Source organism: Microbulbifer aestuariivivens, assembly GCF_039545115.1.
Lineage (GTDB): Bacteria > Pseudomonadota > Gammaproteobacteria > Pseudomonadales > Cellvibrionaceae > Microbulbifer > Microbulbifer aestuariivivens.
On the sequence record NZ_BAABRT010000013.1, the window covers coordinates 33,232 to 46,588 of the forward strand.

A 13,357-nucleotide genomic window follows, 5' to 3' on the forward strand; every position below is an offset into this window, starting at 1 on the left:
AAGTACGGGCCTGTGTCAGAGCTTCAATCCGAGCGGTCGGTTAAAAATCCTGCGCGGTCGGCCGCACCACAATCTCATTGATATCAACATCCGCAGGTTGCTCGATCGCATAGGCAATGGCGCGGGCGATGGAATCGGCGGGGATTGAACAGGTTTTATAGAATTCCTGAATAGCTGCGGCACTTGCCGCATCGGAAGAACCATTCTTGAGCTCTGATTCCACCGCCCCCGGCTCGATTGTGGTGGTGCGTATGCTGCCGCCCACTTCAGCGCGCAGCCCTTCAGAAATGGCCCGCACCGCAAATTTAGTGCCGCTATAAACGGTACCGCCCGGGCTGAATACCTTAATCCCGGCCACAGAGGAGATATTGATAAAGTGACCGCTGCCCTGCTGCACAAACACGGGAAGCGCGGCCGCGATGCCATAAAGGACGCCTTTGATATTGATATCAACCATGCGGTCCCACTCGTCCACCTTCAGCGCCGAGAGGGGCGCGATGGCCATCAGCCCGGCGTTGTTCACCATTACGTCCACACGGCCAAAGCTGTCCTGTGCCTTCTGCAGCAGGCCTTCCACATCACCTTGAATGGTCACATCGGTTTGATGGAATGTGGCTTGCCCGCCGTCAGCGTTGATGTCATCGGCGATGGCTTTAAGCTTTTCTGCCCGCCGCGCACCCAATACCACCTTGGCGCCGAGCGAGGCTAAATGGCGGGCTGTCTCTTCGCCGATACCACTGCTGCCGCCGGTAATGACGACCACCTTGTTTGCAATGTTACCCATGCTGATACCTCTGGCCCTGTAACACTTTGTGACTGGCTGCGATTCTTTGTAAACCTTGTAGTGGCGTATCCTTCTATCCGTAACTCTCTAACCGCCACTGTCTAACCGTCACCCTCTAACCTTCATCTCTAATCGTCACCGTCCAAGTGTGTAATACCAGACACCGCCAAGCAGGGGGGTGCCTCACCCATTCAAAAGCAGTGCCGGTGAATGGCGGTGCTGGTGAATAGCCGCGCCGATGAATAGCAGCGCCGGCGCAGCGGCAGACCTCGAATCAGAGCGGCGCGCTTTTCCCTGTTCTAACCATAGACGCTCCCTCCATTCGGGGCAGAATTATCCATTGCCAATAACCCGCAATAGCCCCCGTTGCCCTAACTGCAAAGCCGGCCAATCGAAAGCCGGCAATCGCCAGCGCCGCCAAACCGATGCCGGCACGGTCGATCTTTTGCAGGATGTATTGCCATTACCCAGAGGCGGTAACTGGGTGACAGAAACCGCGCGCTGGCAATAGCGCGGCGCTGGGGAAATCCCCCTGGCGGGGCAGGACGGTTTTGTGTGCCTGGTTTCTGAGCTTTTTCTATCAGTCCTTGGTTTTGCCCGTATTTTTCTCCCGACTCTGGATTTGCCACAGCCTGGCGAGCTGCTACCTCTCTAGCTTCCTCTTACCTCTGCCCTTTGCCCTTTGCCCTTTGCCCTTTGCCGAGCAAAAAAACACATCAAAAAACCACATCAAAAACGGTGTGGGGGCGCCTTTCTTTTCACATTAATCTTCTCCGGTTCAAGCAATCTGTAAGTTGGCAAAGGATTCCGCGGGCATGGATTCGCCCCGCTCAAATGCCTTTGACCTGCCCTTGGAATCTGGCTCGGGGATCTGGCTCTGAGACCCAACACTGGGGTCTGGCATTACCACGGGAACTGCATGCACGATTCGGCAGCCAAGCGGACTAGAGGCAAGCAGGAGAGGACGAAGGAAATAAACAATCAGAGAAGGAAGAAAGGGGAAAAGGAGCGGACGAAGAAAGGGAGGAAAATCGCGCCACAACTGCTAGGCTGAAATCAGACGCTGTACCCGCCAGCAGGCGTGGAGGTCACTGATGAATTCGCAGCTCCGCAAACCGTGGGCCATTGCCTCAAGACTGACAATCGCTGCAGCCCTGACGCTCGCAGCGGCTCTGGCACTACCCGGCTGCGCCGACTCGGGATATTCACCCGGGGGTAACGCCGGCCACTACCGCGTCGGCGGCACCTACTATCACTGTCACCCCGGCGGTATCTGCCACAGCGCGCGCCATTCGAATTATTACCTGGTGGATGGTGTCTATCGCCCCCGCCCCGGCCACTACCGGCAGCGGCCGTCTTATCAACCCCGGCCGCCTCATAACCGCCCACCGCAATACCGGCCACCTGATGATCACGTCCGGCCGCAGCCTCTGCCGGCCCGACCGAGACCCCGCTGAGCGCTTTTTGCCCCCAGCCAACCCCGCGGTAGCGTCCATGGCGACGCAGGGAATGCCGACACCCGAGGAGATTCCAAGCGGAGACAACACCATGAACAGAACCATTAAAAGCGCGCTGATCGTCGCCGCGATCTGCTCCGCACTCAGCCTCAGCGCCTGCGTCGCGGATGGCTATTACGCCGGGGGGAGTTATTACTCCAGTTACCCTTACTACTCGCGGCCCTATCTCTATCCATCAAGTGGGGCCTACCTCTACTATTCATCGCCCCGTTACCGGCCCTACTATCACCACCATCACCGCCCCCACTACAACCGCCCGGGGCGTCCCCATTACAACCGACCCGGCCGCCCCCATTACAACCGTCCGGGGCGCCCGCCCCACCATCGACCAGGCCGCCCTCAATCCAACCGTCCGCCACAGGGAGGCACACATCGTCCGCGCCGCTGACCAATATTCCTGAGCCAGTTAAAAGCTCTGCCCGCAGACAATATTGTCTGCGGCACTTTGTATAAACCTGATTGCATAACCCGGCGGCGTCAGCGGGCCAGCCCATGCAGTGCAGTGGCTGGCCGCCCTGCGCCGCTACTATCGCGCACACAGCGGACCAGGGTTTTGCTCTCCAGCTCCTCCTGCGTGCAATTGAATTGCTGACCATTCACAGTCAGGGATTTGGGGGCACCCTCGGACGCGGTTGTAGAACAACCGGCAACTCCTGTCGCCATGGCCGCTGCCAGCAGAATACCAATAAATTTCTGCACTGCAGTGTCCTCAAAATTACGATCACCGGGCGGCGACTGCCGCCCTCTCGTTCCAGCCTAGAGGAAGCAGCCGTCACGGTGAGGCAATGCGCGCCACTTTGTAAAATTCTGCGACACGCCCCCCAGGCAAGTGGTAATCCACAGATGGAAGCGCGCCAAGAGACAAGAGACAAGATAGATAACTCGCTAAACAGAAAACCCCTTTACCTTTGATAAACAGCCCTGATAGACAGCCCCATAAAAAGCCCCATTGATAAAGCGCCACTGCGTTCCGGGCCAGCGGGTTAGCGGGTTAGCGGGTTAAACAAGCGCGCCGCAAGGCCCTGAGTCCTAGCCCCTCAACAGCAACGCAGAGTCGCGCCATATCACCCACAGGAGCGCCCAAGCCCCCAGGCGGCAGCGACACGACGATTTATTCCCGTCAGATCATCTGCCGCCACTCATTTACCGCTACCTATGTGCCGCCAAAGCCTCTGGCGTCGCTCAGTTCCCGACCGGATTCTCCTGACGAGCACAGCCTGTCGCTCGTTTCCACTTGCAGCTCGGCGGCAACAACTAAGCTTGAGACAGGATGCAAGGACAGGGATAGCTGCGCCTCCGCTTGCTGGGCGCGGAAGATGAGGTTGAGATGAGCAAATTTGGATTGTTGTGGCTGGCCGGACTCACGCTGGTAATCGCAGGATGCCTGAATCTCGACACAGGCCAACCCCAGGTGGTACAGACCGCGGGCAGCCTGAACTCTGTCTGTGGCAATCAATGGCAGCTGAGAAGGCTGCGGGTCAATGGCGCGGTGGTGCCGATCGAAGACCCCTCAGCTTTCACCTTCCTCTGCAATCCGGAAGGGGATGTGGTGGGCAAGAGCGGCATCAACACCTACGGCGGCAACCTGCAGATTACCGACAACGGATTGATGCTGTGGGATACCTCCAGCTTTGCCTCCACGAAAATGGCCGGGCCACCGCTGCTGATGGACCAGGAAAATGCCTACCTGCGCGCCCTTGCCGGCACGCGGCAGGCATTTACCAAATCCGGCGGCGACCGCCTGATCCTGCGCGATCCTTCCGGGGATATCTATATCGAATATATCCGGGTGGCGCCTTGACCCCAACCACAGACCCGGGGCGTTTTTTGTAGTTAAATACGCTGGACACTTCACCAGATAATGAGAATTGTCCCATGTTGCTCCGGCCGGCAGTATTTGCTGTTATTGCGCTCCTCCCTGTACTCAGCAGCTGTGGCATGCTGGATGAAAGCCTCACAGAAGCGCCCATGGCGACTCTGTCGGTCTGTGATCACCAGTGGCTGCTGCAAAGCCTGACTGTGGAAGGGCGCCAGCACCGTTCGCGGCTGTTGTGGCAAAAACTCTGGCGCGACCGCCCGTATTTCACCTGTGATGATCTCGGCTATGTCCGCGGCAGCGGCGGCAGCAACCCCTATCTGGGCAGGTTTTCCCTTCACCGTGATGGCGAACAGGCTGGAGCAAAAATTGTCTGGTCCAAGGTTCCCGCAGTGTCGCGCATGGGCGGCGCGCGCAACAGCAGCGCCATGGAGCAGGATTACCTGCGGGCGCTGACACAGACTGAAATACTGCGAGTGGATGGCGATGTGCTGATTCTGCACAGCGCGCGCGACAATACGCGGCTGGAGTTTGAGCGCGCACAAGCCCCGCTTCCCGCCGCTACCAAGCCATAACGAACCGCGCCTCTATCTTTTACCCTCCACTCTCATGCCGGCTACTGTCACCAGGAAAATCCTGAGCCAAACTTAACAGGAACAACCAGGATAAAAAGGCGGAGAAAAACAGGACGCAAATAGGCAGAAGAAAATCGCAGACAAAAAAATGGCGGCCATGGGGCCGCCAACACTATTTACCGTCTGTGAAGACTTCGAGTCAGGGGCGCATTCCACCCACTGCCCGACACCACCAAAACGGTGGAAATTCCAATAAAAGAGAGAAGAACAACATTCCCGCACTCATCATACGGGTCGGACAAGCCGTTCGTTGTGAGGAAAATTATATCCAGCCTCTGTGACAGGCATATGACAATTCGCAAGCTTTTGGACGATTGACTGGCACAGGCCGGGCCCAGCGCCGGGTTGCCCCACACGGGCTTGCAATAAAATCCTCAACAGACTCTCAAAAAACCGATCCTCAAACTCTTCGCGGTTCTTGCAAAAATTCTTTCAAGAAATCTTTCAAGAACCTTTCAAGAAGCCTTTCACAAAAATTTTCCACAAGAATCCTTCACAACAAATCTTGCAAGAAGCTCTTCTCCAGCACTCAACCCCTCACTCCGTCAAGCGCGCAGCCATGCCCCCACAAGCTCAACGCCGGCGCTGGTGTCGTTCCAGATTGTCCTGCCGTTTGCGCTCGCTTTTGCGCAGCAGTATGTAAGTGGCCCCCAAGCCGCCGTGGTGCTTTTGCGCCGTGTGGAACGCCAGCACTTCGTTGAGCTGCGGCAGCCAGGCATTGACGCAGCTTTTCAGCAGCGCCGGCTGCTTGCGCCCCTCACCCTTGCCATGGGTGATCAGCGCACAGCGCACGTCCGCTTCCAGGCAATCGCGCACGAATTCAAACACCGCCCGCCGGGCCGACTCGACAGAGTGACGGTGCAAGTCCAGCCGCGCATCCACCGGGTACTTGCCCAAACGAAGATTGCGATAGACGCCGTTCTGAACGCCGTCGCGTTTGAACTCCAGCGGGTCCCAGGGGTCAACGGGGTCGACGAACTCCCCCGCCAGGGGATTCAGTTCCAGACCTTCCTCGCGGATAGCGGCTTCGCGGCGGGCGCGCAGACTGAGACCGGCTTGCTGCGTTTTTTTCAGCGCCACGCGGCGCTCCCGCGCCAGTGGTTTGACATCCCCCAGCTGGCCGAGGGCCTCTCTGAAAAGCTCGTTATTATCGTCTGCCACTGTACAAGCTCCCCCAGTGCAAAATCTTACGGATCAAGAAACAGATCGACGGTCAGCTGGTCGGCGTTGTCGGGATTGTGGGCGTAACCGCTGAAGTCCGTGACGCCGCGCGCCCGCAGCAGTTCCTCATCGATCAACTGCTGGCCGGACAATTCCCCGGTGGTTGTCTGCAAAATCTCGTAGGCGGCGTCCGCCATGATCGTCGGCTTGCGGCTCTGCTCGAACATTTCCCGGCCGCCCACGGCAAACTCGATCGCCGCCGTGGCCACCAGGGTGCGCGGCCACAATGTGCTGACGCTGATGCCGGCTTGGCGCAGCTCTTCCGCCAGCCCCAGGCTGAGAATGGTCATGCCGAACTTGGACAGCGCGTAGGGCGCAAATGGCCCCAGCCATTTGGGCTGCAGGTTCAGAGGCGGTGACAGGCTGATGATATGGCCGGGGCTGGACTGTTTCAGGTAGGGCATCGCCAGATGCGCGGTGAGGTAAACGGCGCGGCTGTTGATGCTCTGCATCAGGTCGTAACGCTTGGGCGGGGTATCTTCCACTGTGGTGAGATTGATGGCGCCGGCGTTGTTGACCACCGCATCGATGCCACCGAACTTTTCCGCGGCCTGTGCCAGGGCATCCGCCACCTGCTCCTCCTCGCGCACGTCCACCTGCAGCGCCAGCGCCTTGCCGCCGAGTGCTTCTACCTCCTCCGCCACCGAAAAAATGGTGCCCGGCAGCTTGGGGTGCGGCTGTGCAGACTTGGCGGCGATGACGATATTGGCACCGTTGGCGGCGCACTTGAGGGCGATGGCGCGGCCGATGCCGCGGCTGGCGCCGGTGATAAATACCGTCTGGCCCTTTAGAGCGCCGGTATTTTTAGTCAGGGTAGCGAAGGCTTCAATCTCACTCATCGGTCACTCCACGGTAGGTTGGTCGGCACTCACCACGGCCGGGGTGTAAATTTCTCTAAACAGCGGCGGCATGCGCTTGGGCTTGCCGGAGGACAGCTCGATACAGACCAGCTGCCATTGGGCGCGCAGGATCAGGGCGCCGTCGGCGGGGCGCAACACCTGAAAGCGCCGCACCATGTTCAGCCGCCCATCCACCAGGGTCAGCCAGGTGGCAAACAGCAGCGCGTCGCCCTCTTTCGCCGCCAGTATATAGTCGTACTCGGCGTGACGGATGGCCATGCCGCGGTCGAGCTGTTGATAGCTGCCCAGATCCAGCCCCAGCTCGGCACTGTGGGCCCAGCCGGCGCGCTCGCACCAGCGCACATATTCGGCGTTGTTGGCGTGATGCAAGCCGTCCACGTGTTCGGCGCCGACGCTGACGGGCAGGATAAAGGGCCTGGGCAAGTCCCACTGCATGACGAGTTTCTCCGGTCGCTGGCCCCGAGCCTATGTGATCCCCCACAGGGCCTCAAGCGCGGCGCTCCAGTGACAAGCAAAAAAGTGACGACCAATAAAAACAGGCGGCCAATAAAAAAGGCCCCGGTTGGGGCCTTTACGCGTCGAGAGGGGAAGCGGTTCAGGCTTCGCTCTTCTCTTCCTGGGCGCCTTCGGCCTGGCTCTGGGCCTGGGCCAGGGCGGCGGCAAACAGGGCGTCGAAGTTGATCGGCGGCAACATCAGGGCCGGGAAGGAGCCCTTGGTTACGGCGCTGTCCACCACTTCGCGGGCATAGGGGAACAGAATCTGCGGGCAGGCGGTATTCAGCACCTGGGCCAGCTGCTGGCCTTCCAGACCCTTGACGGTGAACAGGCCGGCCTGCTGCACTTCCACCAGGAAGGCGGCTTCATCTTCCAGCTTGACGGTGATGGTCAGGGTCAACGCCACCTCGTAGAGGTCTTCGTCGATCTTGCTGGTTTTGGTGTTCAGCTCCTGGTTGACCTGGGGCTTCCACTCTTTCCTGAACACCTCGGCACCCATCGGCGTCTCGAAGGAGAGGTCTTTCAGGTAGATGCGCTGCATCGCGAATTGTACGTTTGGAGCCTCTGCGTTAGCCGCTGCGCCGTTTTGTTCTTCAGCCATGGTACTGCCTGTTCTTTATAAAAGTGTTTCGTTTTGCCTTCCGTGAGAAAGACTCCCTCTTAGAGTCTTTCAAATGGGGCCATTGAAAGCCGTTTCAAGGCCGGGAGGAATCGCCGAGTGCTTTTGCCCGCCGATGCGCGCAGGGGTCAGATGCCCAGCAGCTTGTCCAGGTTGCCGCTGCGCTCGATGGCCATCAGCTCGTCACAGCCGCCCACGTGCTGGTCGCCGATCCAGATCTGCGGCACCGTGTGCCTGCCCGCCTTGGCGGTCATCTCTGCGCGCAGGCTGGGATTGCCATCCACGGCGATCTCGTCGTACTTCACGCCCTTCTGGTCCAGCAGGTATTTAGCCCGAATACAGAAGGGACAGAAGCGCGTAGTGTAAATCACGACGTTTTGCATAATGTTTACCGCAATACCTTTACCACAACTTCTCGGCGCAAAAGTGTTTCAACCCTTGCCTCAGCTCTTCACCAGCGGCAGGTTCTGATTCGCCCACTCGCTCATGCCACCCTGCAGGCGGCGCACCTGAAAGCCCTCGCGTTTCAGCAGGCGGCCAACGGCGCCGGCGTGCTGCCCGAGCTTGTCCGCCACGATCAGCGGCTTGTCCTTGTACTTGGCCAGCTCACCGATGCGCCCGGCCACTTCCCCGTGGGGGATATGGATGGCATCGACGATGTGCCCGGCACTGAACTCGGCGCGGTCGCGCACATCCAGAACCCGCGCGTCCTCAATATTAATCAGCCGCGTCACCTCGTGCACGGAGGCCGGCGTGCCGGCCTGATGGCGCTCGGAGAACGCGAATACATAAAGTAAAAGCACCAGTAGGCTGACCAGCAGCCACTGCTCGCTCATAAAGACGAAAAAATCCACTCCGCCCCCAACTGTCTCTGTTGTTGTTTTCCCGCGGCCCCATGCCCCGGCCGGCGGCAGTATACACGATTGTGACCAATTATTAACCAAGACGCCGCAGTCCCGCCGGTCTGCGGAAACCTGACCGGGACGACTGAATCGGGTTAAAATCCGCCACCGTTTTGTTATCCACCGGCACAGGACCCCTCCGCTATGGCATCTGCGCAGTCTCACCCCCAGCACCGCCCTCTGGTTCTGCTGATCCTCGATGGCTTCGGCCACAGCGAGCACGCCGAGCACAATGCCATTCACGCCGCCCGCTCTCCGGTGTGGGACAGGATCTGGGCCGAGCGGCCGCGCACCCTGATCCAGACTTCCGGCATGGCGGTGGGTCTGCCCCAAGGGCAGATGGGCAACTCCGAGGTGGGTCACATGACTCTGGGCGCCGGGCGGGTGGTGTACCAGAACTTCACCCGCATCAACAAGGCCATCGCCGACGGCGACTTTTTCCGCAACCCGGCCTACACCGCTGCGGTCGACAAGGCCGTGGCCAATAACGGCGCGGTGCACATCATGGGGCTGCTGTCCGAGGGCGGCGTGCACTCCCACGAGGACCACATCGTTGCCATGATTACCCTGGCCGCGCAGCGCGGTGCCCGGGCTATTTATGTGCACGCCTTCCTGGATGGGCGCGACACCCCGCCGCGCAGCGCCGAACCGTCGCTGCAGCGGGTGATGCAGGTCTGCGACACGGTCGGCAACGCCCGCATTGCCACCCTGGCCGGACGCTACTTCGCCATGGACCGGGACCAGCGCTGGGAGCGCACCCAGCCGGTCTACGACCTGCTGACCAAAGGCGAGGCCGCCGAGCACGCCGAGGACCCGCTGGCGGCGCTGGCCGCCGCCTATGCGCGCGGCGAGAACGACGAATTCGTGGCCCCGACCCTGGTGGGCGAGCCGGCGCCGATTGCCGATGGCGACGCACTGATCTTTATGAACTTCCGCCCGGACCGCGCGCGCCAGTTGAGCCGCGCCTTTACCGAGGCGGATTTCGACGGCTTCCAGCGCGCCGTCACCCCGCAGCTGGCCGACTTTGTCATGACCACCGAGTACGCCGGGGATATTAACGCCAGCTGCGCCTTCCCCCCGGAGAAGCTGGTCAACTCCCTCGGCGAGTACCTGGCCGGGCGCGGTCTCAACCAGTTGCGTATCGCCGAGACCGAGAAATACGCCCATGTCACCTTCTTCTTCAGTGGCGGCCGCGAGGAACCCTACGCCGGCGAGACCCGCGAACTGATCAAATCCCCCAATGTGGCCACCTATGACCTGCAGCCGGAGATGAGCGCGCCGGAAGTCACCGACAAGCTGGTGGCGGCCATCGAAAGCGGGCGCTACGACGCCATTATCTGCAACTACGCCAACGGCGATATGGTGGGTCACACCGGCGTCTTCGAGGCGGCGGTGAAGGCGGTCGAGGCGCTGGACGGCTGCGTGGAGCGGGTGCTGAATGCCGCCCTGGCCGCCGGTGGCGAGGTGCTGATCACCGCCGATCACGGCAACGTGGAAGAGATGTACGACGCCGGTTCCGGCCAGGTGAGCACCCAGCACTCCACCCTGCCGGTGCCTTTCGTCTATATTGGCGAACGCAAGCTCAGCCTGCGCGACGGCGGCAGTCTCGCCGACGTGGCGCCGACCATGCTGGCGCTGATGGACCTGCCGCAACCTGCAGAAATGACCGGACACAGCCTGGTGCAATTCGACCAATGAGAACCCTGACCGCCATCCTCTTGTCGCTGTTACTGCTGCCCACCTGGCCGGCCCTGGCCGAGGATGCGGCGGGCGCGGACCAGCAGGCGCGCCTTGAGGAAATCAAGCAGCGCATCGCCACCTTACAGGCCGAACTCAACCAGGTGCGCAGCGAGCGCGACCAGTTGCTGAAGGATCTGGAAAAGAACGAAAAGGACATCTCCGAGCTGTACCAGCGCATAGACCGCATCAAAAACGATATGCGCGACCGCACCGACAAGCTCAAGGAGTTGAAGAAAGAGGAACAGCAGCTGCAAGAGTCGCGGCGAAGTATGCAGCGGCGGGTCGAGCAGGAAGTAGCCGCCGCATACCGACTAGGGAAACAGGAGCAGATCAAACTGCTGCTCAACCAGCAGGACCCACAGACCATCGCCCGCCAGCTTCGCTACCACGAATACTTCCTTCAAGAACGCAGCCGAGTCATCGGCGACTACCTCTCCACCCTCTCCTCCCTGCAGAAAGTTTCCTCCACCATCCAGAGTGAACGGGACAGCCTCGCTGCCGAGCGCCAGCGCCTGCAGGCCCAGGAAAAAGCCCTGGTCAGCGCCCAGCGCGCGCGCCAGCAAACCCTCGAGCGGCTGGCGGCGCAGCTCGCCGACAAAAGCGGGGAGCTGCAGCGACTCAATGGCGACCGCAACCGCCTGCAGCGGCTGGTGGATGAGGTCGGCCGCGCCATCGCCGCCCTCATCAGCCCCCGCGATCAGGAGCCCTTCGCCAAACAGCGTGGCCGCATGGCCTGGCCGGCCAAGGGGCGGCGCGCCAACGCCTTCGGGCAACCCCGCGCCAACGGCATCACCTGGAAAGGAATCGCCATTCGCGCCAGCGCCGGCGAACCGGTACGCGCCATTCACCGCGGGCGCGTGGTCTTTTCCGACTACCTGCGCGGTCAGGGCATGCTGATCATCCTCGACCACGGCGATGGCTACATGAGCCTCTACGCCCACAACCGCTCCCTCACCCGCAACCTGGGCGAGTGGGTTGAGCGCGGCGACACCATTGCCCGCACCGGCAACAGCGGCGGCAGCGAGCACACCGGGGTCTACTTCGAGATCCGTCACCGCGGCGAGCCACAGGACCCCACCCTCTGGTGCCGCGGCTGAGGCAGCCTGCTCGCCCACCTCACGCACTGCGCCCGCAGCGGGCACCGTCGGCCCCGGCGCCAAGTTAAAAACCCACCGCAAGCCCCGGGTCTACACTTTGGCAAAGAAGCGTAGAAATAAGGCCGAGGTCTCCACCTATGTTCACCCCCAAAGCGCTGACCACCCTGATCGGCGCCGCCGCCCTGACCGTGCTGCCCCTGATGGGACTCAGTGAAGTGGACCCCAGCGACAACCTGGTGCCCAACCCCAGCTCCCGCCTGCCGCTGGAAGACCTGCGCAGCTTCGCCAAGGTGTTTGAGCAAATCCGCCAGGGCTATATCGAAGAAGTGGATGACAGCACCCTGCTGGAGTACGCCATCAGGGGCATGCTGCAGGGGCTGGACCCGCACTCCTCCTATCTGGACCGGGACTCCTTCGACGACCTGCAGGCCAATACCACCGGCGAGTTTGCCGGGCTCGGTATCGAGGTCGGCATCGAGAACAATCACATCACCGTGGTCACCCCCATGGACGACACGCCGGCGTCCCGCGCCGGCCTCAAGGCCGGAGATATCATCCTGCGGCTGTCGGGAAAGTCGATGAAGGGCGTCAGCCTCAATGAGGCGGTGGAGCATATGCGCGGGCCCAAGGGCAGTTCGGTCACCCTGACCATCGCCCGCAAGGGTTACAAGGAGCCCTTCGAGGTTACCCTCAAGCGCGACACCGTGCGTGTGCGCAGCGTACGCAGCCGCATTCTGGAAGAGGGTTACGGCTACCTGCGCATCACCCAGTTCCAGCTCGGCACCGGCGAGGACGTGACCAAAGCCGTCGAGCGACTTCAGGACAAGGGCGAGCTCAAGGGGCTGATCATCGATTTGCGCAACAATCCCGGCGGCGTGCTGCAATCGTCAGTGGAAGTGGTCGACGCTTTTCTGGAAGAGGGGCTGGTGGTTTACACCGAGGGCCGCACCGAATCCTCGCGCCTGAGCTATTCCGCCGAACCCGGCGACATCACCGACGGCGCCCCCATCGTGGTGCTGATCAACGACGGCTCCGCCTCGGCGGCGGAAATCGTCGCCGGCGCCCTGCAGGACCACCGCCGCGCCGTGGTGATGGGCACCGACAGCTTCGGCAAGGGCTCGGTGCAGACGGTGATTCCCATCACCAGCGACCGCGCCATCAAGCTCACCACCGCCCTCTACTTCACCCCCAACGGGCGCTCGATTCAGGCCCGCGGCATCACCCCGGACATTCTCGTTGAGCGGGTCAAAATCACCCGCCTGGATGGCCCCGCCCGCACCACAGAGGCGGACCTCAGCGGCCATCTGGACAACGGCAATGGCAGTGCGGAAAGCAATGCGGAGGACCGCAAAAAAGCGCAGGAAAACCGCGAGGACTGGATGGACCGGGACAACCAGGTGTTTGAAGCCCTCAATGTTCTCAAGGGACTCAACCTCTATGCCGGTCGCGACCACCGCCTGCGCCCGCGTATTGCCAGCGCCGACTGAAAAAACGATTCCGCCGCGCCGGCTCGCCCCGGCGCCGCGGTTCAGCAAGCAGCGGCACGGCTTGTCCATCCTGCTTGGCAAACGACAAAAGTAGCAGACATAAAAGCAGCAAACGACAAAAACACCATCGCGACAGGAAGCCTGCGATAGCCAAAGCCGATAGAGAAAATAAGGACAGGGACAG

The 13,357-nt window shown here is 61.1% G+C and carries 14 protein-coding genes; 6 read left to right on the plus strand and 8 right to left on the minus strand.

Going from position 1 to position 13,357, the window contains the following annotated elements; genetic code table 11:
- Positions 1-40: 40 nt before the first annotated feature.
- On the minus strand, positions 41-784 hold the full coding sequence (locus tag ABEA58_RS09170; RefSeq protein ID WP_345550832.1) for an SDR family oxidoreductase: 744 nt from the start codon (positions 782-784) through the stop codon (positions 41-43).
- A gap of 1,548 nt (positions 785-2,332) precedes the next feature.
- Here ABEA58_RS09170 and ABEA58_RS09175 point away from each other — a divergent pair.
- Positions 2,333-2,689 (plus strand): hypothetical protein, encoded by a 357-nt coding sequence (locus tag ABEA58_RS09175; protein ID WP_345550834.1) that lies wholly within the window; start codon positions 2,333-2,335, stop codon positions 2,687-2,689.
- Positions 2,690-2,778: 89 nt separating this feature from the next.
- On the opposite strand, the gene ABEA58_RS09180 is transcribed toward ABEA58_RS09175, so the two are convergent.
- Positions 2,779-3,000, minus strand: coding sequence for a hypothetical protein (locus ABEA58_RS09180; RefSeq protein WP_345550835.1), 222 nt, complete (start codon positions 2,998-3,000; stop codon positions 2,779-2,781).
- A gap of 628 nt (positions 3,001-3,628) precedes the next feature.
- Between ABEA58_RS09180 and ABEA58_RS09185 the strand changes: the two genes are divergently transcribed.
- Together ABEA58_RS09185 and ABEA58_RS09190 are read left to right on the plus strand one after the other, a co-directional pair.
- The gene (locus ABEA58_RS09185) at positions 3,629-4,102 is read left to right on the plus strand and encodes an META domain-containing protein (RefSeq protein WP_345550837.1); all 474 of its coding nucleotides are present in this window, start codon (positions 3,629-3,631) and stop codon (positions 4,100-4,102) included.
- Positions 4,103-4,239: 137 nt separating this feature from the next.
- Positions 4,240-4,692, plus strand: a complete 453-nt coding sequence (locus ABEA58_RS09190; protein WP_345550839.1) for an META domain-containing protein — start codon at positions 4,240-4,242, stop codon at positions 4,690-4,692.
- 633 nt (positions 4,693-5,325) lie between these two features.
- Here ABEA58_RS09190 and smrA read toward each other — a convergent pair.
- The 6 genes from smrA to ABEA58_RS09220 form a co-directional block, all read right to left on the minus strand.
- On the minus strand, positions 5,326-5,913 hold the full coding sequence (smrA, locus tag ABEA58_RS09195) for a DNA endonuclease SmrA (protein WP_345550841.1): 588 nt from the start codon (positions 5,911-5,913) through the stop codon (positions 5,326-5,328).
- 26 nt (positions 5,914-5,939) lie between these two features.
- Complete coding sequence (locus ABEA58_RS09200; protein WP_345550843.1) at positions 5,940-6,812, minus strand: SDR family oxidoreductase; 873 nt, start codon at positions 6,810-6,812, stop codon at positions 5,940-5,942.
- 3 nt (positions 6,813-6,815) lie between these two features.
- Positions 6,816-7,268 (minus strand): acyl-CoA thioesterase, encoded by a 453-nt coding sequence (locus tag ABEA58_RS09205; RefSeq protein ID WP_345550845.1) that lies wholly within the window; start codon positions 7,266-7,268, stop codon positions 6,816-6,818.
- Between the two features lie 160 nt (positions 7,269-7,428).
- Positions 7,429-7,929 (minus strand): protein-export chaperone SecB, encoded by a 501-nt coding sequence (secB, locus tag ABEA58_RS09210; RefSeq protein ID WP_345550847.1) that lies wholly within the window; start codon positions 7,927-7,929, stop codon positions 7,429-7,431.
- 146 nt (positions 7,930-8,075) lie between these two features.
- Positions 8,076-8,330 (minus strand): glutaredoxin 3, encoded by a 255-nt coding sequence (gene grxC / locus ABEA58_RS09215; protein WP_345550849.1) that lies wholly within the window; start codon positions 8,328-8,330, stop codon positions 8,076-8,078.
- A 60-nt stretch (positions 8,331-8,390) separates the two neighbouring features.
- On the minus strand, positions 8,391-8,801 hold the full coding sequence (locus ABEA58_RS09220) for a rhodanese-like domain-containing protein (protein WP_345550851.1): 411 nt from the start codon (positions 8,799-8,801) through the stop codon (positions 8,391-8,393).
- Positions 8,802-8,993: 192 nt separating this feature from the next.
- Here ABEA58_RS09220 and gpmI point away from each other — a divergent pair, with 192 nt between their 5' ends.
- The 3 genes from gpmI (at position 8,994) to ABEA58_RS09235 (ending at position 13,173) form a co-directional block, all read left to right on the plus strand.
- On the plus strand, positions 8,994-10,547 hold the full coding sequence (gene gpmI / locus ABEA58_RS09225) for a 2,3-bisphosphoglycerate-independent phosphoglycerate mutase (protein ID WP_345550853.1): 1,554 nt from the start codon (positions 8,994-8,996) through the stop codon (positions 10,545-10,547).
- Positions 10,544-11,686 carry a murein hydrolase activator EnvC family protein gene (locus ABEA58_RS09230; protein ID WP_345550855.1) on the plus strand — a complete coding sequence of 381 codons (1,143 nt, stop codon included), beginning with the start codon at positions 10,544-10,546 and terminating at the stop codon, positions 11,684-11,686. The genes gpmI and ABEA58_RS09230 overlap by 4 nt, the downstream gene beginning before the upstream one ends.
- 137 nt (positions 11,687-11,823) lie before the next feature.
- Positions 11,824-13,173, plus strand: coding sequence for a S41 family peptidase (locus ABEA58_RS09235; RefSeq protein WP_345550857.1), 1,350 nt, complete (start codon positions 11,824-11,826; stop codon positions 13,171-13,173).
- Positions 13,174-13,357: the final 184 nt, after the last annotated feature.